Raw genomic sequence first — 21808 nt, 5'->3', positions numbered from 1 at the left:
GTTGACCCATGACCTCGACACCACAACGGCCCGGAGGGCGTAGCGCCAGGGTGCGCGAGGCCGTCCTGGCGGCCACCGCGGCCGAACTGTCCGAACGCGGATTTGCAGCGATGACCATCGAGGACATAGCCGCCCGTTCCGGAGTCCACAAGACCACGATCTACCGGCGATGGAGCACGCTGTCCCAACTGGTGGCCGACGCGGCCGTCGAGGTATCGGCAACCACCGTCCCCATCCCGGATACCGGTTCCATCGAATCCGACCTGCGCGAGATGGCCAGATCGATAGTCGCACTGGTGACAAGCGAGTCGGGCGGCGCGTTGGTGGCCGCACTGTTCTCGGACGCGGTTCGTACGCCGGAAGTGGCGAGACTCAAGCGCGAGTTCTATTCCGCACGTTACGAACTGGCCGACATAGTGGTCCGCCGAGCAGTCGAACGCGGGGAAATCTCCGAGAAGGTCTCAGCTGCTGATCTTCTGGCGGCCGTCGCCGCGCCCATCTACTATCGCCTGTTGGTCGCCGATCTACCTGTCGACCAGTCGGTTGCCGATCGCGCTGCTGCCGGCGCGCTCGCTGCGGCGCACGCCGGAGCACTCGATCAGACCGAATGAGCCAGTGAATTCAGCGCTTCCACGATTGCCTCGTTGAATCCACCCCCGCCATGCCCGGCGTCGTCGAGCACCACCAACTCACTGCCCGGCCAACGCTGGTGGATCGCCCAGGCAGTATCGAGTGGTCCGGAAATGTCATACCGGCCGTGCACGAGAATCGCGGGAATCTCGGCGAGACGGTCCATTCCGTCCAGGATCTGATTCGGCGCGAGGAAGCAATCGTTGGCCCAGTAGTGCGTGACCAGCCTGGTCATCACCCGACGGAAGTCCGGATTCTGGTATCGAACACTCGGAGTCCACCCCGGCATCAGCGACACATGTACGTCTTCCCAGCGGCACCACTGCACCGCAGCATTTTCCCGCACAACAGGATCCGGATCGGCGAGCAGTCGCGCGTATGCCGCCGGGAGATTCCCGTCACGCTCTTCCACCGGCAGCTGCGCGACGAACTCTTCCCATTCACGCGGAAATATCCTGCCCATGGCACGGGTGATCCATTCGATTTCCACTCTCGTCCCGCCGGTGATCGCGCCCAAAGCCATCGCGATCACCCGCTCGGGAAACGCTTGGGCGTACACCAGACCCAAACTGACGCCCCAAGAAAGGCCGGAAACGATCCATCGTTCGATACCGAGATGTTCACGAAGACGCTCGATGTCGTCGAGGATGTGCGCCGTCGTGTTCACGGTGAGATCGACGTCCGGGCTACTCGCGAGAGGAAGACTGCGCCCACAGCCTCGTTGATCGAACAGAACTGCGCGAAAGGTTTCGGGATCGAAAAAACGCCTGGCACCGACAGTGCATCCCGCACCGGGGCCACCGTGGAGATAGAGAACCGGGACACCGGCCGGGTTACCGACGGTCTCCCAGTAGAGGCTCTGACCATCGGGCACTTCCAACAGTCCCGACTCGTACGGTTCGACGGGCGGGTACAGGACAGCGCTCATAGGCGGTAATTCTTCCATCAACCGACGTGTCCGGTAAGCAGCACGCGTCCGGGCTATGGCCTAGCGTGGACATGACACCTCTGCGACGGGAGTACACCAGATGCGTGATGGGTTCAGGTTGCCGGGGTACGGCGGCACCGCGGTATTCCTTCGCAGTCATGCGGTACCCGCCGCTGTCTTCGAATCCGACGTACCCACACTCGTTTTCGACGTAGGCCTGCTCAGCCCCGATCGGTTCAATCAGTATCTCAGCAGACACACCGACGAAGGATTTGTCGAACGGCTGGCGGCGTTCTTCTTTCACGCGGCCGCAGACTTTCATCCCGAGAAATCGCTACCGGCGTTCACCGACGAACGACTCGGGCTGATGATCTCGGTCTGTTCCAGCACCGATCGAGAGGTGGAACTCGACTTCTCACTCGCCGAGGATCCCGAATCGGAGGACACCGAACGCGACGAGATGACCTTCGAGACAAGCCGAGTCGTCCTCGCGACCTCGGCTCAAACGGTTTCTCGACTCACCGGTGGAGTAACCACCCACTTCGACGGAGAGTGGTGACGACATGGGTTTCCTCTTCGAGGTTCTCGATTTTCCCGACGGCAGTCGGATGACCGACCTGTGGAACAACACGTGGGCCGAGCCGGCAACCGGAGAGGAGATCGCGTCCGGCCACTTCATTCACCTCGGAGACGATCAGCACGTCGACGTGGAGACAGATTTTCTCAGTAGTCACCTGCCGTTCAACGTGGCAGGCTTCGGCGGAGTCTTTCCCGACGGCAAACCCTGGATGTTCGTCATGCAGAAGGCACCGGCCGACCTCGCGACCAGGCTGCGCGGTGAGGACGATCCACACTCCCTTCTGCGCGGATCACTCGACCGCGCCATGTCTTTCAATCCCGATGCACTGGTGGCCGAGGAATTGTCCTGGAGGCATGACGATCTGGTGAAGGTGTACGAGGAAGAGGGGATCCCAGCAGCATCCATCGCCGGCTGGTCGGCCGCGGATCTCCTGCGCGGCCTCTTGGCGCAGTGTTGTAATGCCGAACTTGCCGCCGTCGTCGCCGGATACCCCGAATGTGCCTACCCCGAATCGGCGCATGCGTGCGAAGCAGACGTGTTCTCCGACGTGTTCGCCGGTTGGGTCAGCGGACTGCGGTGATGTGACGGAGGAGACCCCACCCTCTCGACATTTCGGAGTAGACTCATTTATGAGCGTGATCCGAAATGAAACGAGGTGAGCGGGATGACGAAATCGGACCAAGAGTTGGGTCGTCGTGAACGCAACAAACTCGAGAAGCAGGCACGCATCTTCGACGCCGCGGCCGAACTGTTCGCGGAAAAGGGCTATAGCGCAGTCACAACTCAAGAAATTGCCGACCGCGCCGATGTAGCCGGTGGCACCCTCTTTCGTTACGCCGCAAGCAAAGCCGAGCTACTGCTCATGGTGTACAACGCGGAGTACCGCAAGCAGATCGAACTGGGAGAAGAGCGTGAGGCCAAATCGACGGGCACAGAAGATCGTGTGCTCGAGCTGGTTTCACCCCTGCTGATCGCGAGTCGCCGAAACGACGAGAACACCGGTATCTACCAACGCGAAGTGTTGTTCGGCGAGCCCAGCGAATGTTTCCGGGCCGAAGGTCTGGAACTCTCGCAGCGCCTGCAAACGCGGATTGCGCAAATCTTGCTCGAGGGGCACCCCAACCACACCACCCGAACCATCACTGCAGCGCGAACGATTTCCAACGTGCTGCACTTCGAAATAGCCCGCGCGGCATTGGACCGGATCACGGCTGACGAACTCACGAACATCGTTGCCGCACAAGTTCGATTGACGCTTGCCGGACTACCCACCGAAAAGGATTGAGGATCGAAAATGACTGAACTGAAGCAGATCACCGTTCTGGGTACCGGAGTTCTCGGCTCGCAGATCGCCTATCAGACCGCCTATCACGGATTCGACGTCGTCGCGTACGACATCAACGCCGAGGTCATCGAGAAGGCCAAGGCTCGGTTCGACTCGTTGGCCGCGGCCTACAAGGCCGAAAACGTCGAGGGCGCCAAGGAAGGCAAGGCCGACGAAGCGCTGCAACGTATTACGTACTCGTACGACCTAGCCGAAGCCGTGACCAAGGCCGATCTTGTCATCGAGGCAATTCCCGAGGACGTCGCCATCAAGCGCGACACCTACGAGAAGCTCGCCGCAGTAGCTCCGGAGCACACGGTGTTCGCAACCAACTCCTCGACGCTTCTGCCGAGCGACCTCAAGGAGTTCACCGGCCGCCCCGAGAAGTTCCTCGCACTGCACTTCGCAAATCACGTGTGGGTCAACAACACTGCCGAGGTCATGGGCACCGAGTCCACCGACCCCGCCGTGTACCGCGAGGTCGTCGAATTCGCGAAGAACATCGGCATGGTGCCGATCGAACTCAAGAAGGAGAAGGCGGGCTACGTACTCAACTCGCTCCTGGTCCCGCTCCTCAATGCAGCATCCGACCTGCTGATCGACGGCATCGCCGATCCCGACATGGTCGACAAGACGTGGCGTATCGGCACCGGAGCCCCGTTCGGCCCCTTCCAGATCATGGATGTCGTCGGGTTGACCACCGTCTACAACATCTCCTCCCAGGGCGGCGAGAAGCAGCGCGCGTTCGCCGACTACATCAAGAAGAACTACATCGACGAAGGCAAGCTCGGCGTCGCTGTCGGCGAGGGCTTCTACAACTACAAAGGCTGATCAACCAACCGGCTCACCGCGCGGTGGCTACGACGTGAATTCACGTGGTAGCCACCGCGCGGACGTCTGTTGTCAGTAAGTCCGAAACCACCCTGAGCGATTGTGACGCAAGCTTCTTCACGTGCGAACCCATCCTCAGGAGAGATCCCCACATGCGTCGTTCCGCCATCTCGGCACTCACAACACTGGTACTGCTCGGCGCCGGAACACTGGTCAGCACACCCGCTGTCGCCGCTCCCCTCGCGTGTGGCGGAATCTCCACCGGTTCGTTCTCAGGCTCCGCCGGCGGCTCGGAGTACCTGTGCGCCAAAGAAGGTGACCTTCTGGACGTGCGCATCGGCGACGTTCATGCGACGCAGCCTTCCCTCGGCTACGACGAGGTGTACTACAAGCTCGGGCGATACACGCTCGGAAAAGACACGATCAACAAGAAGTTCGACGACTGGTGCGAGGCGAACGGCCAGATCCAGGCTGCGACCGCTACTCCCGCCTCGACGCTGAAGGACCCGTCGTCCTTCACCTGCCAGATTCCAGTGGGTCAGGAAACCGCCGAGAGCATCGCGCCCATGAAGACCGTGGTCGTCGGACCCCGCGGCGATCTCTACCTGACCGACGGTCACCACACCCTCACGTCCTTCATCGAGACGGCCGACGGAGGCCCCGACCTGCACGTGCGACTGCGGGTTCTCGGCAACCTCAACGGCCTGAGTGAAGGCGCCTTCTGGACCGAGATGGAAAAGAACAAGTGGGTCTGGTCGCGTGACGTGGACGGAAGCCAGGTACCGGTCCAGTCCCTGCCGAAGAGCGTCGGCCTGGCCAACTTCGCCGACGACAAGTACCGCAGCCTGATGTACTTCTCCCGCGACATCGGATTCGCCGCCGGCACGATTCCGTTCCAGGAGTTCTACTGGGGTGCGTGGGTCCGCGACGCCGCGCCCGTCGACCTCACCAACTGGAATCGCGACGACCTCTCCAGCTACCTGGCCACCGTGAAGTCGGTGACCAAAGCACAGACCGCGTTGGCGGGTGATGCCGTCGTCGACAGCGGGTTCACGGCTACCGATCTCGGAGTCCTGCCGGCCTGGAACGACGGCAAAGCGGAGTCAAAGGGCGAGTTCGCAAAGCTGTCGAAGCCGTACACAGACGACAAGCCGGGCAAGATCGCCTACGCACTTGCCTACAAAGCAACCCTCTGACCTGCTCGGATCCAAGTCACACCCAGCAGACTTGACTAAGGTAAGCCTCTACTCAGTAGTCTGATCCCATTCGGGTGCCGCTTCATCGAAGCAGCGACGCCCTGCCCTGACGGAAACCATGCCGTCGTATCTGCCCGGTCGAACAATCTCCGGGCAACCAGGACAGGGAGAAGGTTGCTGCAGTGAGCACGTCCATCGTCGGTTTGTACGACCCCGCAGATGACAAGAGCAGTTGCGGGGTCGGGTTCATCACGCGCAAGGACGGCGTGCAGACCCACGATGTCCTGATCAAGGGCCGCGAAGCGCTCTGCTCGGTTCCGCACCGCGGCGGTATGTCCTCCGAGGGCGTCGGCGACGGCGGCGGCGTCTCGGTGGACCTCTCCCTCCGGTTCTTCCGCAAGGTAACCGGGCGCCCCGACCTTCGCGCCGGACGCTTCTGCGTCGGCAACTTCTTCCTTCCGGACGACGACGCCCAGCACGCTCGCGCTGCCGCCCTGGTCGAACGTGAACTTCTCGATCGCGGTTTCACCACTCTCGCGGTGCGCGACGTCCCGGTCGACAACTCGGCGATTCGGCCGGCCGCGATCGCGCATCAACTTCCGGTCAGGCAGTGGATTTTCGAGGTCCCCACTCCGCGTCCCGAGCCTGCGGTAGTCGATCGCCTCGTACACGAGGCCCTGCTCGCCATCGAGGCAATCGCGTACAACACGCCTGCACTACGCGGGTTGTACCCACTGTCCCTCAGCGCGAGGACTCAGGTTCTCAAGGGCCGCTTGAACTCCGACGAAGTGATCCCGTACTTCCGCGACCTGGTCGACCCCGATCACGCTGTCCACACGATGTACTTCCACACGCGGTTCTCGACCAACACGGACCCGCATCCCACGATGGCGCAGCCGTTCCGGTTCATGGCTCACAACGGAGAACTGAACACGGACAAGAAGAATCGGCTCTCCGAAGCTGCGGTGGCGAGCGCAAAACGACGTGCGATCGTCCGTCCGCCCGGTCAGTCCGACAGCTGCCGGCTCGATCAGACTCTGGAAGCACGCGTCATCGAGGACAGCGTCGATTTGGTGACAGCTGTGGTCTCGATGATGCCCCCTGCCTGGGAAAACGACACCACTCTCTCCCCCGCAGTGCGTGCGATGTTCGAGTACTTCTCGCTGTACGAGGAGAAGAACGACGGACCGGCAGCGCTCGTGTTCGGCGACGGCACCATCATCGGCGCCCGACTGGACCGCCTCGGCCTGCGTCCACTACGCACGATCGAGACACACGACTACGTGTGCGCATTCTCCGAAGCCGGACAGATCGCGTTCGCACCCGAGACGGTGATCCACCGTGGCCGCGTCGAGGCCGGCGGAATGCTGTACTTCGATCATCGAGATCGCCATACCTATACCGCCCGCGAAGCCCTGGAAAAGATTGCCGCACAGCGCGACTACCAGTCTCTGCTGGAGCAGTCACGAATCCTGATCGAAGACATTCCCGCCGTACCTGCGGAGAAGGTCAGCTCACCGACGCGCTACAACGGAACGTTCGAGGTTCATCAGCGCTACATGGCGTACTCCCTGGATCAGGAGAGCTTCAAATTCCTGATGGATCCGATGCTCACGCACGGAGCCGAGAAGGTATCGGCCATGGGTTACGGCAACGCCATCAACGCGTTTTCCGATCGTGAAGGCGGTGTGGCACGCTACTTCTCGCAGCGATTCGCGCAGGTCACCAACCCTCCGCTGGACAGCATCCGGGAAGCGGACGGCATGACCCTCCGGGTCGCGTTGGGCGCGAAGATGACCGCCGGACAGGGCAAGCAGATCGTCATTTCGTCGCCGATCCTCGGGCATCTGGACATGCTCAAGATCCGTGAACAGAAGCACACCCCGCATCGCCGCTTCGAAATGCTCTACCCCGCCGCGGGTGACGCGCAGGCGATGGTTGACGCGATGACCGCGCTCGGCGACGCCGTTGTCGCCTTCGCGGCCGAACAGGGCGGAATCGCAGTCCTGACCGACCGGCACGTATCTCATGAGCGCGCAACGCTTCCCGCGATCATGGTCGTCGGAGCACTGAACCAACGCCTCATCGACGCAGGCCTGCGATTGCGTGTCTCTCTCATCGTGGAGAGTGGCCAGATCGAGTCCTCGCACCACGTTGCCGCTGCGCTCGGATTCGGTGCTTCCGCTGTCTACCCCTTGTCCGTTCAGTTGCGAGCCGAGGAGAAGTTCGCTGCGGACCCGGATGCCGCCTTCCGACGCTTCGCGAAGGCTGCCGAGAAGTCCCTCATGAAGACGATGGGACGCGTCGGCCTGTGCACTGTCGAGAGCTACATCGGCGGAGAATTCTTCGAACCCAACTTCCTCGATACGTCCGACCCTGTTCTGCGCCAGTGGTTCCCCAACATGAAGTCACCGGTGGGTGGCGTCGGTTTCGACACCGTCGCGGTGACCTCGAAGCAGTGGCACGAGCGTGCAAGCGAAGTCGAGGGTGAAAAGGACCTGCCACTGCTCGGCCTGTTCAAGGAGCGCGCAGACGGCGCAGGGCATTCGTTCGGTACCACCGCAGTCCGCAAGTACGTCGAGCTCACCGAAGAGAAGATCGCGTTCGACAGTCCCTCAGGTACCGAACAATTCGATGCTCTACGCCTGCTTCCGCTCGGGCGACTCGACGATGCATTCCGCCTCGATGCCGGGGCCTACCGGGCGACGAGTTTCGACCGGTTGACCACCGAACAGATCGACGACTTCGACATCACTGCCGGGTACCGTGATTTTTCGACTGTGATGGCCGCGGAACGATCGCGTCGGCCCGCAGCGTTGCGCGACGTCATCTCTGTTCCCGGCGACGTCACGTTTGCGGTCACGACAGCCGAGTTCGCCGAGCAGATCAGCCGATTCTCGGTGCACGGCAACACAACGATCGTGATGCGCGGAGTCCAGTGTGAATCCGCCGCAGACGACCGGTACACGCTTAGCCTGGACGGTCCACTGGCCGGTGACAGCGCGCGAGCAAAAGCGCTCGGCGACGCTCTCTGCGCCACCTTTGCCGCCGATATCACCATTGAAGCCATCACACCGGATCTTGCGCTGAGGGCAACCGGCATCGGGGCAGAGTTCCTGTCCAAGCTGAGGGTCGCACCGGCAGGTGTTCCTCTCTCCGCGGTACAGAGCGCCAGCGACATCACCCCGAAGTTGGCGTCGGGTGCCATGAGTCATGGCGCACTGAACGCTCCGGCGCACGAAGCCGTCGCACACGGCACGAACATGGTCGGCGCGATGTCCAACAGCGGCGAAGGCGGCGAACACCTTTCGCGCTACAACACGATTCGTGCGTCGCGCATCAAGCAGTTTGCATCCGGACGCTTCGGAATCTGGGCGGGATACCTCGCCGACCCGATGCTCGAAGAGATCGAGATCAAACTCGGCCAGGGCGCAAAACCCGGTGAGGGCGGGCAGCTTCCGGCCGCCAAGGTCACCGTCGACATTGCTGCTGCCCGCGGCGGAACGCCCGGCGTCGAACTGGTATCGCCGCCGCCGCACCACGACACCTACTCCATCGAGGACCTCGCTCAGCTCATCCACGACTGCAAGGCAGCGCGCATCCGGGTGATCGTGAAGTTGGTGTCCTCGGAAGGAATCGGCACCATCGCCGTCGGTGTCGCCAAGGCCGGCGCCGACGTCATCAACGTCGCCGGAAACACCGGTGGCACCGGCGCCGCTTCGGTGACCAGCCTCAAGTACGCGGGTCGTGCGGCCGAGGTCGGTATCGCGGAGGTCCATCAAGCTTTGTGTGCCAACGGGCTTCGCCAGAAAGTCGTTCTGCGATGCTCGGGCGCGCATCAGACCGGCAGCGACATCATCACTTCCGCGCTACTGGGCGCAGACAGCTTCGAGTTCGGTACGTCTGCGCTGATGATGATGGGCTGCGTCATGGCCAAGAACTGCAACATCAAGTGTCCGGCCGGTCTGACCACCAACCCGGAACTGTTCGACGGCGATCCCCGCGCCATGGCGCAGTACCTTCTCAACATCGCTCACGAAACTCGGGAACTGCTCGCGAATCTGGGAATGCGATCCCTTCAGGAAGCGCGGGGTCGAACTGATCTCCTGCATCTGCTCGATCACCCGTCCATCGTCGGCAATCTGAAACTGGACGCGATGTTCGAGTCCGCCCCGAACATCACCGTCGACAATCCCGTGTACCTCGAGCGTGAGTACGCGCTCGACGAGAAGATCATGGACGAGGTTCGTACGGTGCTCTTCAACCGTGGCGAGGCCTCGGTCGCCGTGTCCGGACCTGAATTCGCCGAAGGTGCACTGCACCTGGGTAACCGGAACAAGAGCGTCGGTGGGCAGTTGGCGATCGACCTCGAACGCGAACTCAACTACGGAGCGGCCGGCCTTCTCGCTCCGGGGGTACTGACTGACGAGCGTGGGCGACGATATCTGGCTCCGGGCAGCGTGCGCGTCCTGACGACCGGATCTGCTGGCTTGTCGTTCGGCGCATTCTGCAACGACGGCATGCACCTGGAACACACCGGGACATGTAACGACGGTGTGGGAAAGAGCATGAGCGGCGGCGTGATTGCCGTGCGCAGCCCAGGCGGCGGCTCCAGTGACGCCGGCGGAAACGTGTTGATCGGCAACTTCGCGCTCTTCGGCGCCACCGGCGGACGAGTGTTCGTCGAAGGTGAAGCAGGCGATCGCTTTGCAGTTCGCAACTCCGGCGCCAGTGCTGTCGTCGAAGGTGTCGGCGACTTCGCCGGCGAGTACATGACCAACGGTGCTGTCGTGAATCTCGGCGAGTTCGGCAAGGGTGTCGGCAACGGCATGAGCGGCGGGTTCTTCTACCAGTACGACCCTCGCGGCGAACTGGCACTGCGAGCAAGTACCGATTCCGTACTGCTGGGTTCGATCACCGCTGCGACCGATCCTCTGGCCGCCGTCCACAACCACGCGGTACAACTCCTGCTCGAACTGCATGTGGAAGCAACGGGATCCGCGCTCGGAACCCGACTACTCGAGAACTGGGAAGTCGAACAGCACTCGTTCGTCTACGCCATGCCCAAGGCATTGATGCTTTACCAGGACAGCGATGCAATCCTGGCTGCGAAGTCGCACAAAGAGCTTCTCGAAGAATTGGCGTCCGCCATCGCAGCACGTCAGGTCCGCACGTTCAAACTCGCAGTGCGCGATGGGCGCCCCGCACTGAACGGAGCAGTCCCCGCCTACGGCGAGACCGATACCGCGACGATGTATGCGCTGCTCAGTGCGTACACCGTGCTTCACTTCGCACAACAACTCGCCGCCGCCCGCACGCCGGGTGCGTCCGGACCCGACGATCCAGCAGTGCAGAAGGCGGCCCGAAACCTGGTGCTGACCGAGGACTTCGCCCTCGTCCAGCACTTGGTCAAGTACTCGAAAGAGATTCTCGCCGGCTACGACGACGAACAGTTGGCTGCGTTGATTGCAGCCAAGCGCGTCGACGACTACAAGCAGGCGCTGAGCCTGCGCAACGTGTTGGCCATGGACAGCCCGGCGACGTACGGCTGGATTCTGTTTCAAGACAACAAGAATCGGGACAAGCTCGGATCACTGCCGAACTTCGACGAACTGTTCGCTTCGCGCACGATCCCCGACCTGGTGTCCTGACCTCCTCCCCCGAACGTAGGTGAGCTTCAAAATGGAAATCCCGTACATCCCCGAATACGCACCGTTCAACGGCGACCAACGCGCGTGGCTTTCCGGATTCCTGGCCGGTCTACACTCACGAACTGTCATGCCCGGTCAAACCGGTGCTGCAACAGCGACAGTGGAGAGAACTGCCGGCGCGGCAGTGCACATCCTCTACGGAAGCCAGACCGGCAACGCGGAGTCCGTGGCCGAAGACGCGGCCGCAGCTGCTCGTGCCCACGGTCTCGAACCACTTGTCGCGGGTCTGGACACCGTGGATATCAATGCACTTTCCGCCATGCGCCGGGTGCTCGTCATCACCTCCACCTACGGCGAGGGCGAGATGCCTGACAACGCGCAGCTGTTCTGGGATGCAGTCGAATCCGAGAGTGCGCCCCGGCTGGAGGGTCTCTACTTCGGAGTACTCGCACTCGGTGACACCAGCTACGACGGCTACTGCCAGTCGGGAAAGAACATCGACGCCCGCTTCGAAGCGCTCGGCGGGTCCCGGGTTGTCGACCGCATCGATTGCGACGTCGACTACGAGGATACTGCTGCCGAGTGGATCGTTCGGGCCGTCGCTGCGGTGGCCGGTGTCGACGGTGATGCGGGAGCCGCTGCCGCGCCGGTTACGTCCGCTCCGACGAAGACCAAGTCCCAGTGGACTCGCAAGAACCCTTATCCTGCAACCGTCCTCGCCAACCGACTGTTGTCCGGCGAGGACTCCGCCAAGGAAGTCCGCCACTTCACCTTTGCGCTCGGCGAGGACGGTCTGGACTACGAGGCCGGAGATGGATTGGGCATCCGCCCGATCAACGACCCCGCTCTGGTCGAGGCGATCATCCATCAGCTCGGTGCGAGCAGTGACTACGTCGTCACCGCGAAGGACGGCTCGTCCGCACCGTTGGACCAGGTGTTGACCAGCGACTACGAGATCTCGATTCCCTCGCGCGATTTGATCGAAGACATCGCCCGACGCAGCGGCGACGCCGAACTGCAGCACATTCTCGACACGGAAGATCGGGAAGCGCTCGATGCGTGGCTGTGGGGCAAGGACGTTCTCGATCTCCTGCAGTTGGACAACAGCATTCGATTGAATCCCGAAGATCTGCTTGCACTTCTGCGCCCGCTGCAACATCGGGTCTATTCGATCTCCTCCAGCCCGCTGGCCCACGACGGCACCGTGCATCTGACGGTAGCGAGTGTGCGCTACCGCTCGGGCGAGCGGGACCGCGGCGGCGTCTGCTCGACGTACCTGGCGGACCGCGTCGGCGAGGGAGATCGGGTCGGAGTTTTTGTCTCCAAGAACAATTCGTTCCGCCTACCTGCCGATGACACTGCTCCCGTCGTGATGATCGGACCCGGCACCGGTATCGCACCCTTCCGTGCTTTCCTGCACGAGCGTCGCGCACGCAACGCGTCGGGGCAGAATTGGCTTTTCTTCGGCGATCAGCATCAGTCGAGTGACTTCATCTACGAGGACGAGTTGAACGGTCTGACCCGTGACGGTGTCCTGACGCGTCTCGATCTGGCATTCTCGCGTGATCAGTCCGAGAAGGTCTACGTCCAGACTCGTATGCGCGAGCAGGGCCGAGACTTGTTCGACTGGCTCGAAAACGGTGCGCACGTGTACGTCTGCGGCGACGCTACCCGGATGGCAAAGGACGTCGACGACGCGCTGCACGAGGTGGTCGCCGAGCACGGTGGGTTGGGTGCGGACGCCGCCGAGGATTACGTCAACAACCTCAAACGATCGAAGCGGTATCTACGGGATGTCTACTGAGATGTGCCCGCACCGTGGCGAATGCCGTTGCGCGGCTTTGGCGCGCATGTCGGACCTGGATGCACTGCTTGCGCGTCCGGGTTTCCGCGGCGGACTGATCGACACCGCACCTGAGGTAGTCGGCAAAATGTTGCCGCTCTTGGACGACGCCGTAGCGATCACCGTTGCAGGTCCGGTGGCTGTCAACGACTCGGGCAAGTACGCCGTTCCAACAGTTCCCGGCGATCCGCTGGTCTGCACGCCCGGACTCGTCTCTCTACGTTTGAACCCTTCTACCCTCGGTTCGGTGGTGACCACTGACGCAGAACAGCACCTGCCCCCGACGCTTCGGATGTTCGATACCCACGGATCGAGTTCACACACTACGTATTTGACCCCGACCTCGGATCGTCTCGCCTTCGAAGCGATGCGAACTGCACCGAGCACTGTGAGGGAAACAAGCCCTCCCGCCCAGACATCGAATACTCCCGCCTTTTGGGCCGAGGCCGATCAGCTGACACAGCTCGACTTCATCCTCGCGGACAGCGGCAGCGAACGTCGTAGCGGCTTGGTCGCTCTGGGTGCCCTCGGCTACCGGAGAATCGATCCTCACCTCATGGCTGCCGGGATGGAGCACCTGTCCTACCATCAACTACCCGTCACGACAGTCGTCGCCGGCAACGGCTGCCTGCAGATTCACCGCGGTCACCTCGACGCCGCAGCCATGTTCGGCGGGACATTGACTCTAGCCTCGGACACCTGCCGAACGATGATCGATCTGAACGGCGTCTCGGAGTGTTGGCTGACCCGCACCCACGGAGTGCACGGTTTGACGACGTCTGTCGAGGTGTACGACTTCCGCCGCAAGTGCGTAGCCGTGTTCACTCAGACTGGCCCAACCGAATCCGCGGTCATGAGCGTATGGGAAGACGTCATGAGTTCCATTTCGGCCACATCCTGAAGACCGAAGTACGACCCATTCGGGTGTAAGAAATCGGCGCATCGCGATAACTGGACGTGACGACCGAAGCCTAGCCTTGGGTTTCGGTCATTTGTCGTGTCTGCACCCGGACGCTGATTCAAGGAGTTATCCATGCCCCGCCCTCTCGTCGAACCGTCGCTGGTCCCGGCTTTGCGCCCGGCGCTGCCTGCATTGGCCGCCGGGGTGGTCGCGGCGGCAGCGTCGGGGGTCGCGATGCTCGGTGCGCTCTGGAGCGTCGTGCAACTCATCGGTGAACCGTCGATGACTTGGGCCGGGTGGGCATGTGGGCTGTGGCTCACCGGGGTAACGCTCGCGGCCACGTCGTCGTGGCTCTCGCATCACGCCGAGTCGCTCTTCGAGGCCAGGCTTCGACGCCAGCTCGCAGCTCATCTCGTTCGACTGCCCGCAAGCACGCTGTCCCGCTACAGCGGAGACGCACTGAGGAGGCTCGTTTCGGACGACATCTCGGCGCTGCACCATATGACTGCACACCTACCGGCCGAGTTCGCGACACTGATCGTGGTCCCGGCGGTCACGATCGCGGTACTGGTTGCCTCAGCCGGCCCCGTAGCGCTTCTCGCTCTCGCTCCCGGCATCGTGGCAGCACTGTTCTACTTGTTCGTAATCCCCAGAATGGCCGCTCGGCACAGCGCCGAAAGTGCGGATGTCATGGGCGGCATCGTGACCGCCGTGGACGACTATGCCCGCGGTATCCACGTCTGCCGGATCTACGGCGCGCAGACCGGCGCTGCCGCCGACTATGCAGAATCGACAGCACGGTTCACCCGGGGAATGCAGGAGCGCGTTCGACTCGTGGCTACCCCCGCGGCCGTCGCGGTTGCCCTCATGCAGGCGACGGCGACGTTCGCGATCGCCTATGCCGTCGGATATCGCTGGGATGCAACGACATTGGCCGCCACTATTCTCTTCAGCCTCGCAATCGTGACACCGGCCCTGCGGCTCGGGCACGGCCTCGACTACGTCGCGGCTGGACGCGCTGCTGCAGTCCGGCTCGCCGCTGCCCTGGACGAACCCACCCTCCCTGCCGGTGAAGCACTCACCGTTCCGGCGTCGAGTCCCTCCGACCGCCTGGAGATCGTCGACCTGACTGTCATGATCGCGGACCGCAGAGTCGTCGACGGCGTCACGCATGCATTCCGCCCAGCCGCGATCACTGCGATCACGGGACCGAGTGGAGCGGGCAAGTCGACGCTCCTGAAAGCACTGGCCGGCTTCGAGATCCCGGAACTGGGTACCGTCCGCTACGCGGGCCAGAGCGTCCTCACGATCGACGAGAACCTGCGGCCACAGTCCATTCTGCTCACACCCCAGGGCGCAGACGTGTTGCCGGCCACGGTGCGCGAGAACATCGCACTGGCCGCCCCCGATGCAACGGACGCAGAATACACCGCCGCACTACGCCGGGCACAGATCGACATCAGCCTCGACACCGACGCCACTTCACTCTCCGGCGGAGAACGTCAGCGAGTCGGGCTCGCTCGGGTATTCCTCTCGCCCGCAGCAGTACTGCTGCTCGACGAGCCGACCAGTGCGCTCGACGATCGGACAGCAGCCGAACTGCTGAAGGAACTGCGCCACTTCGCGCACGCTGAAGGGAAGACGATCGTGATCGTCACCCACGACCCTGCTCTTGCAGACGACGCCGACGATCGACTCGACCTCGACAGTCCCAACTCGCACAACGCCGCCTCGCGTAATGCCGCCCTGACTGGAGCCTAATAATGAACAGCGCCAATGCAGCCCGTCGCCGCTTGATCACCATCGGATTCGGTTGGGTGTCCGTTGCTGTCCTCGAGGCGATCGCGTACACCACCCTCGCCCTCTCGATCGCTGATCACCGGTCGCCGGTTCTCGTGCTGGCCACGGCCGCAATCGCTCTCTTCGTGACCGTCCTGGTCTCGCGGGGTGGTTACTTCACCGGGGCTCGACTCGTCGGCGATCTCTACGATGCGCTCGGCGACGCCTTCGCCCGCACCAAGCTGTCGTGGTTCACCGACGACAACCGGGCGCTGCTCGCCACCGTCGCCGGGCGCGGAATCCCGTCACTGATGAGCGTTCCCGCGCACCAACTTCAGACCTTCCTCGTTACGCCACTGATACCGCTGCTCCTACTTCCTGGAGTCGCGGTCGTCGCGGGGCCCGGCGTTATGCTGCTCGTCGGCGGACTGCTCGCCGTGTCGCTCGCGGCTCAGACGCTCGCCCAACGCGCTCTCAGCCGAGCGGACGCGCGCCGGCACGAGGCCGAACTCGCAGCAACGCAGTCGACTCTCGAGCTCACCGATCATCTCGAATTACTGCGCACGGCAGCCGGTCCCACACGTTCCGTCGAACGTATCGAGCGAAGTTGGCGGGATCAGGAAACCGCGCTTGCACGGACCAATCTCGCCGCGGCACCAGCGACATTCATCTCGGCGATCGCCACCATTGTGCCGCTGGCAGGCGCAGTGATCTTCCTCGCCGCCACCGGATTCGACGATCCCGCAGCCGCTCTCGCGCTCGTCATCCTCACCGCCCGCGCCGCTGCCCCGCTCGACGAACTCGCTCTGGCCGGAATCGGAGTCAATGAACTGCGTGCAACGGTTCGCGATTATCGGGCCGCGACTTCGGCTCCCGCACTACCCGAGCCCGCGTCCCAGGACGCCGCGCGCCCTGTTGGAACTGACATCAAGGTCGTCGGAGTGGACCACGCTCCGGTTCTGCGCGGCATCAACGCGGAGATCCCCGCCGGGGAGCGTGTTCTCGTCGCAGGGCGCTCGGGTACGGGGAAGAGCACCCTTCTCGGGCTGCTCATGCGCTTCGACGACCCGGACGAAGGCAGCGTCACTCTCGGCGGAGTTTCATTGCGCGACTTGCCATACGACGACCTGGCTGCTCACATCGGCTATGTGCCGCAGGATCCACTCGTGTTCTCGGGCACGCTCGGCGAGAACATCGGACTGGGAAGACCGGGCGCTACCGAAACCGAGATCGAGGACGCCGCAAGGCGCGCTGCCCTCGGCGCCGTTCTCGACCGCTCGGCGCTCGGCATTCATCAGGACATCGGTCACCAGGGAACCGCTCTCTCCGGTGGCGAACGTCAGCGGGTGGCGATCGCTCGCGCCTTCCTCAAAGACGCTCCCGTCCTGGTACTCGACGAGGCTACTTCGGCTCTCGACGAGGGCACCGAGCGCCGCATCGCTAGCGCTGTGCGGGAATTGGCGGCTACCGTCTTCGTCGTCACCCACCGCGACCCCGCCATCTGGGAGCCCACCCGCACGATCACGCTCTGACATCGCAAGCCCTAGTGCTCGCGTTGCAGTCCTTCTACTTCGGCAGGTGTACGACGGACAACCCTTGCAGGCGATCCAGCAGCAACGACGTGATCGGGAATGTCATGCAACACCACACTTCCGGCACCGATCACGGCGTTATGACCGATCGAAACTCCTGCACCGACGGTGACGGAGGCACCGAGCCACGTGTTCTCGCCGATGACGATCGGAGCGGCTCGCTCCCATCCCTCGCGACGCCGTAGATGGTCATCGACAGGGTGCAACGCTGTCATCAGCTGGGCTCCAGGCCCGATCCTCACGTCCGCACCGATCGTGATCAGCGCATCATCCATGAAGAACCCGTTCGCGTTGACGAATGCGTTGGCTCCGAGCCGAATGTTGTATCCGTAGCTGCATTGGAACCGCGGCACCACCAAAGCTCCGTCACCTACCTCACCAAAAAGACTAGCGAGAGCCCGTGAGCGGACAGCGTCGTCGTCCGCCGCAGCCCCATTGAACGAGTCGAGTCGACGCCAACACTCAAGCCGCCGCTGCCGCAGCTCGTCATCATCGAGATACCACTCACCACGAGCAAGACGATCCGCCTGTTCTCCCACCCGCGGATCGTCGCACACCGCGCCACCGCACTCCGACTGGGCACACCGCACCCCATCGAGCGCTATAACAGGGAGGCTCCAATGCAGCCCGGACGGCGAACGAGATCGCACACCTTTACCGCCGGACCGATCACCCCAGGTTGCGCGGCTTTTTTCGTTCCATCGGTGACCCCAACCCGGGACACCTGCTGTACGAACAACCCGTCGCCACACAATCATGTGGCGACGGGTGAGTGCTTTCCGTTCTCCAGTTGTCCGTCTACAGCTTCGCGCTGATGAGCGGCACGATATGTTCAGCCGCCCACGTCGTTCCGATCGGGCCACCGCTCGTGATTGCCCACAGAACATCCCCGCCGTCGGCGGTGCGAGGAGGCAGGCCAACCCAATGACCGGAGGACACAGCGCCGAGTGCTTGGAAGAGCTTCCCGCCGGTCAGCTTGTCGAAATCCTCTTCGCTGCCGGCGGCACTGCGACCGATCAGCAGGAAATCCGCATCGATGTTCTCGAGAAGTTCCTCTCCGACCGTGCTCTGGGTGACGAACTCCTTCGCACGCGGATTCTCGGCGAAACCAAGCTCACCCAGGAATGTTGCCGGCGCCGAACCTGGCGCTGAAAGATACTGCAGCCCATTGCCGGTGCCGTAGAAGATCGCCCAAGTCGCAGTCAGACCCGCGAGTTGCGGGTTCTCCTCACGCACTTTGGCGAAGTACTGATCATGCTCTGCCACAACCTTTTCAGCCGCATTCGAGAGATCGAGGGTCTCGCCCAGAACACGGATCGACTCCTTCCACGGCACGAGCATCCGCGACTTCGTGTCGGGGCTCGTCACAACCGGTGCGATGGAGGACAAACGCTCGTAGTAGTCGCCCATGGACAAACCACCCAGGCCGTCAGCCCAGCCGACGGCGACGATGAGGTCCGGTTCGCTCGCGGCGATGGCTTCGACGGGAAGTGTTCCGCCCATCGCGAACTCGAAGGTGTCGAGATCCTCTGCGTCGTAAGGCAACAAGTACGACTGGGAAGCCGATTCCTTCACCATCGACGAGGAGAGCACGGGTTTGACGCCGAGCGCGAGGAGGATTTCCGTGTCGACGGCATTGGGCACGATGGCGGCGATCCGCTCCGGTCGCTTCTCGAGAATACTTGTACCGTATGGCGATTCCAGGGTCAGCGGGTAGGTAGTCGTTCCTTCCGCAGCGGGCAGGGCGTTCCCCTCCGAACCGGGAGAGGATGCCGTTTTCGAGTCTTCGGCCGAGGCCGAGCACCCGGTTACGAGTAGCGCTGCGGCGAGCGCGGCCCCGATCAGTCCGGTGATCCGTGATCGTCTGGTGCGCAGGACTGTCATTTCTGCCTTTCGGTGTTATCGAGCACTTTCGGTGTTGCTGAGGTGAAGGGTGTTGGGTGAGCGATGGAGCCAGGTCAGGAATCTGCGCGCACGGCCCCGCCGCGTTTCCAGTAGCCGGTGAAATCGATGTCGGTCTTCGCAATTCCTCGATCACGAATCAAATGACGCCGAAGCGAGCGAACCGTCGCCTGTTCGCCTGCAAGCCAAGCGAATACGCGTCCGTCAGGCCATTCGGCAGCACTGACCGCGTCGAGCAACAAAGTAGTAGCGCCGGGCTCGGCCCCCTCGCGTGGCAACCACGTGACACTCACCCCGGACAACTCGCGCACCGATTGGATGTGAGCCGAGTCCGCAATTTCGACGAACACATGCCCCCTGGCATCGGCGGGCAATTCCTCGAGCAGACGTGCGATCGCCGGCAACGCGGTCTCGTCACCGACGGCCAGCAGATACTCGTGATCTTCCGGGAGTCCCTGCGATACAGAGGGGCCCGCGATGTGCATTCGGTCGCCCGGGCTGGCGTCCCGCGCCCAGGTGGTAGCCACTCCGTCGCCGTGAACGACGAAATCGACGTCGAGTTCCCTTGTTTGCGGATCGTAGCGGCGCACGGTGTATGCGCGGGCAAGCGGACGGCGCCCCGCAGCGAAAGTCACACTGCCGTCGACCATTACCGGCAGGACCGGGTCGGATTCGCCGGGGTAGGTGAACAGCAACCGGATGTCGTCGTCGAAGCCCGTACTCGCGAAGGCGGGTTCGGCAATTCCGTCGGCGTTGGTGAAGGTGTCGAGTTGGGCTCCGGTGAGCGTCACTCTCCGCATGCCCGGCGTCACCTCTGTCACCCGATGTACCTCGAGTTCACGCAAGGTAACGGGGTACGCCGTTGTCGGACGGGTGTTTCGGGGCACGGAAAGTCTCCTCGGAAGCGCACAGACGGGGGTCCGGCCCACGTTCGATCACGACGGGAGGGCCAATAAATAAAGCTAGCCTGCCCTAATCAGTTAGGGTTATCCGTGCGTGCCGACTTCTTACACTCATCGGTCGGCTGGAAGAGAATGCATCGACGTCGGGAGGGCATCGTGGGACCACGGCTGGTGTTCCCCGCAGGCGAAGTCCCCGAGATCCCCGCTGCTCGGCTCGCCGCGATCGCGAATGAACGCGAGCCACTGCTGTTCTGGGTACATACCGGGCGCGCAGAACTGCAGATCGGCGGCCGTACCCGCAGTGTGACTGCGGGGGCGGCAATCTGGGTACCGGCGGGAATCGCGTACAGCATCCGGGTCGATCCGGGCACGGTCGCATTTCCCATCCCACTGCCCGCGGCCGACCTGCCGCCCGCGTTGAACCGGGTCATCGACTTCGAGATCCCAGCAGACTGGCAGGACTGGCTCGTCCACCAATTCGCGCACAACTTGGGATTTCTTCGGGGTGAGACGGCAGCGGGAGCCGGACTGATCGAGCTTGTCGCGGGTGTTCACTCCGACGGGGACGACAACTCCCCGTCATACTCGCCACCGCGCTTGCCACGCTCGGCCGAAACCCTCGAGATCGCACGCACGCTGCTGCGGACGCCATCCGACGACATCGAACTTTCCCGGTTCGCCCAGCAACTCAAGATCGGTGTCCGCACCCTGCAGCGCCGATTCACCGAGGAAACGGGATTGTCATTCGTGCGCTGGCGTACTTCGGCCCGGATCGCGGCAGCGACCTCATATCTGGCCGCCGGCCGCGAAATCGGCTGGACGGGTAGCCAGGTCGGATTCGCGACACCCGCGGGCTTCACCCGCGCCTTCCGAGAACACACCGGCATGACACCCACCGACTACGCACGCGCCAACCGGCGCCCGACGCCGCCCCGTGAAGACGAGACCCTGGCACAGGGCGTTGCATTGTTGTCCGAAGAAGGCGCCCGGTCAGGATCGGCACCAGCACCCCCGACGATCCCCGCAAGTGGAACGTGGGCACGGGTCAACGACTTTCACGTCGTTGTCTGGATCTACCGAGGCTCCGCCCGGGTCACTTTCGGCGACCGAACCTGGAATCTGCGACGGGGTGACGCGATGTGGCTTCCCGCTGGAGTGCGCAACAGCGTCGAGATCGCCGAAGGCTCTTTGTTACTTCCCCTCGGATCCCAGCCGGGTGCCTCTCCAGTTACCGCACCGCCCCCACGTGTGCTGCACTTCGCGCGCGAAGCGCAGGCGTATCTGCTGCACACGGTGGTCGCGAATTACACCCACCTGCGCCCCGAGATCCACGACCCCGCCCGGATCGCGAGGCTGATTCGAAGTGCCGCGGCAGTGCCCCTACCCAGCGGCGATCAGGCCGATCCAGTCGAAACGATCCTTGCCGCACTCCGGAAGAACCCCGCCGATTCGCGCACGCTGCCGGATTGGAGCGCTCGGCTCGGCGTCGACGAGGACATGCTCCTCAAAGACTTCGTAGCGGCCACCGGCCAGAGCTTCCCGCGCTGGCGCGGTCAGTTGCGGATGACCCTCGCCCGCGCTTATCTCGAGGAGGGCCTCGCGGCCGGAGAGACTGCCCGTCGACTCGGCTACGCGCACGCGTCCGGATTCACCAAGGTCTTCATCGCGGCTCACGGCATGTCGCCGCGGGATTACCAACGCCGCGGTTGGCGGGGCGCTCCCGAAGGACTCATCGACCCGTGAACCTCC

Annotated in this window: 16 protein-coding genes and 1 pseudogene; 12 read left to right on the top strand and 5 right to left on the bottom strand. The window is 63.1% G+C overall.

Going from position 1 to position 21808, the window contains the following annotated elements:
- The first annotated feature begins 8 nt into the window (after positions 1-8).
- The gene (locus EEB12_RS17185; protein WP_020971207.1) at positions 9-611 is read left to right on the top strand and encodes a TetR/AcrR family transcriptional regulator; all 603 of its coding nucleotides are present in this window, start codon (positions 9-11) and stop codon (positions 609-611) included.
- Here the strand turns inward: EEB12_RS17185 and pip are convergent.
- The gene (pip, locus tag EEB12_RS17180; protein ID WP_021345940.1) at positions 599-1558 is read right to left on the bottom strand and encodes a prolyl aminopeptidase; all 960 of its coding nucleotides are present in this window, start codon (positions 1556-1558) and stop codon (positions 599-601) included. The two genes, EEB12_RS17185 and pip, sit on opposite strands and share 13 nt — an antisense overlap.
- Positions 1559-1658: 100 nt before the next feature.
- Here pip and EEB12_RS17175 point away from each other — a divergent pair, with 100 nt between their 5' ends.
- The 10 genes from EEB12_RS17175 (at position 1659) to EEB12_RS17130 (ending at position 17195) form a co-directional block, all read left to right on the top strand.
- Positions 1659-2117 carry a hypothetical protein gene (locus EEB12_RS17175; protein WP_141488199.1) on the top strand — a complete coding sequence of 153 codons (459 nt, stop codon included), beginning with the start codon at positions 1659-1661 and terminating at the stop codon, positions 2115-2117.
- Between the two features lie 4 nt (positions 2118-2121).
- Positions 2122-2718 carry a hypothetical protein gene (locus tag EEB12_RS17170; RefSeq protein ID WP_020909569.1) on the top strand — a complete coding sequence of 199 codons (597 nt, stop codon included), beginning with the start codon at positions 2122-2124 and terminating at the stop codon, positions 2716-2718.
- A gap of 84 nt (positions 2719-2802) precedes the next feature.
- Positions 2803-3423: a TetR/AcrR family transcriptional regulator gene (locus tag EEB12_RS17165; protein WP_020971209.1), complete on the top strand. Its 621-nt coding sequence runs from the start codon at positions 2803-2805 to the stop codon at positions 3421-3423.
- Positions 3424-3432: 9 nt separating this feature from the next.
- Positions 3433-4293, top strand: coding sequence for a 3-hydroxyacyl-CoA dehydrogenase (locus EEB12_RS17160; RefSeq protein ID WP_141488198.1), 861 nt, complete (start codon positions 3433-3435; stop codon positions 4291-4293).
- 152 nt (positions 4294-4445) lie between these two features.
- Positions 4446-5489: a ParB/Srx family N-terminal domain-containing protein gene (locus tag EEB12_RS17155; protein WP_141488197.1), complete on the top strand. Its 1044-nt coding sequence runs from the start codon at positions 4446-4448 to the stop codon at positions 5487-5489.
- A gap of 182 nt (positions 5490-5671) precedes the next feature.
- Entirely contained in the window at positions 5672-11140 is a 5469-nt protein-coding gene (locus tag EEB12_RS17150) for a glutamate synthase-related protein (RefSeq protein WP_141488196.1), read from the top strand.
- Between the two features lie 31 nt (positions 11141-11171).
- Complete coding sequence (locus EEB12_RS17145) at positions 11172-12944, top strand: sulfite reductase subunit alpha (protein WP_141488195.1); 1773 nt, start codon at positions 11172-11174, stop codon at positions 12942-12944.
- 46 nt (positions 12945-12990) lie between these two features.
- On the top strand, positions 12991-13884 hold the full coding sequence (locus tag EEB12_RS17140) for a hypothetical protein (protein WP_141488693.1): 894 nt from the start codon (positions 12991-12993) through the stop codon (positions 13882-13884).
- A gap of 132 nt (positions 13885-14016) precedes the next feature.
- Entirely contained in the window at positions 14017-15645 is a 1629-nt protein-coding gene (locus EEB12_RS17135) for an ATP-binding cassette domain-containing protein (RefSeq protein WP_141488194.1), read from the top strand.
- Positions 15646-15647: 2 nt separating this feature from the next.
- Entirely contained in the window at positions 15648-17195 is a 1548-nt protein-coding gene (locus EEB12_RS17130; protein ID WP_141488193.1) for an ABC transporter ATP-binding protein, read from the top strand.
- 11 nt (positions 17196-17206) lie between these two features.
- Here the strand turns inward: EEB12_RS17130 and EEB12_RS17125 are convergent, their stop codons facing one another.
- The 4 genes and pseudogenes from EEB12_RS17125 to EEB12_RS17115 form a co-directional block, all read right to left on the bottom strand.
- Positions 17207-17611 carry a sugar O-acetyltransferase gene (locus tag EEB12_RS17125; protein WP_306294065.1) on the bottom strand — a complete coding sequence of 135 codons (405 nt, stop codon included), beginning with the start codon at positions 17609-17611 and terminating at the stop codon, positions 17207-17209.
- A gap of 24 nt (positions 17612-17635) precedes the next feature.
- Positions 17636-18013: pseudogene (locus EEB12_RS31050) on the bottom strand (maltose acetyltransferase domain-containing protein); the annotation flags it as partial.
- 40 nt (positions 18014-18053) lie between these two features.
- Positions 18054-19139, bottom strand: coding sequence for an ABC transporter substrate-binding protein (locus EEB12_RS17120; RefSeq protein WP_070795476.1), 1086 nt, complete (start codon positions 19137-19139; stop codon positions 18054-18056).
- 74 nt (positions 19140-19213) lie between these two features.
- Positions 19214-20044 (bottom strand): siderophore-interacting protein, encoded by an 831-nt coding sequence (locus EEB12_RS17115; protein ID WP_141488192.1) that lies wholly within the window; start codon positions 20042-20044, stop codon positions 19214-19216.
- Between the two features lie 171 nt (positions 20045-20215).
- Here EEB12_RS17115 and EEB12_RS17110 point away from each other — a divergent pair, with 171 nt between their 5' ends.
- Positions 20216-21802 (top strand): helix-turn-helix domain-containing protein, encoded by a 1587-nt coding sequence (locus EEB12_RS17110; RefSeq protein ID WP_141488191.1) that lies wholly within the window; start codon positions 20216-20218, stop codon positions 21800-21802.
- Positions 21803-21808: the final 6 nt, after the last annotated feature.

The organism is Rhodococcus sp. WS1 (assembly GCF_003797745.1).
GTDB lineage: Bacteria > Actinomycetota > Actinomycetes > Mycobacteriales > Mycobacteriaceae > Rhodococcus_F > Rhodococcus_F erythropolis.
Note: the sequence above shows the minus strand (reverse complement) of the source record. Positions and strands in the feature narration are given on the sequence as shown.

What these genes read in the sequence shown, in the direction of transcription:
- EEB12_RS17160 (WP_141488198.1), top strand. Translation starts at nt 3,433, where the DNA reads ATGACTGAACTGAAGCAGATCACCGTTCTGGGTACCGGAGTTCTCGGC.
- EEB12_RS17120 (WP_070795476.1), bottom strand. Translation starts at nt 19,139, where the DNA reads ATGACAGTCCTGCGCACCAGACGATCACGGATCACCGGACTGATCGGG.
- EEB12_RS17130 (WP_141488193.1), top strand. Translation starts at nt 15,648, where the DNA reads ATGAACAGCGCCAATGCAGCCCGTCGCCGCTTGATCACCATCGGATTC.
- EEB12_RS17170 (WP_020909569.1), top strand. Translation starts at nt 2,122, where the DNA reads ATGGGTTTCCTCTTCGAGGTTCTCGATTTTCCCGACGGCAGTCGGATG.
- EEB12_RS17155 (WP_141488197.1), top strand. Translation starts at nt 4,446, where the DNA reads ATGCGTCGTTCCGCCATCTCGGCACTCACAACACTGGTACTGCTCGGC.
- EEB12_RS17140 (WP_141488693.1), top strand. Translation starts at nt 12,991, where the DNA reads ATGTCGGACCTGGATGCACTGCTTGCGCGTCCGGGTTTCCGCGGCGGA.
- EEB12_RS17165 (WP_020971209.1), top strand. Translation starts at nt 2,803, where the DNA reads ATGACGAAATCGGACCAAGAGTTGGGTCGTCGTGAACGCAACAAACTC.
- EEB12_RS17135 (WP_141488194.1), top strand. Translation starts at nt 14,017, where the DNA reads ATGCCCCGCCCTCTCGTCGAACCGTCGCTGGTCCCGGCTTTGCGCCCG.
- EEB12_RS17175 (WP_141488199.1), top strand. Translation starts at nt 1,659, where the DNA reads ATGCGTGATGGGTTCAGGTTGCCGGGGTACGGCGGCACCGCGGTATTC.
- EEB12_RS17185 (WP_020971207.1), top strand. Translation starts at nt 9, where the DNA reads ATGACCTCGACACCACAACGGCCCGGAGGGCGTAGCGCCAGGGTGCGC.
- pip (WP_021345940.1), bottom strand. Translation starts at nt 1,558, where the DNA reads ATGAGCGCTGTCCTGTACCCGCCCGTCGAACCGTACGAGTCGGGACTG.
- EEB12_RS17145 (WP_141488195.1), top strand. Translation starts at nt 11,172, where the DNA reads ATGGAAATCCCGTACATCCCCGAATACGCACCGTTCAACGGCGACCAA.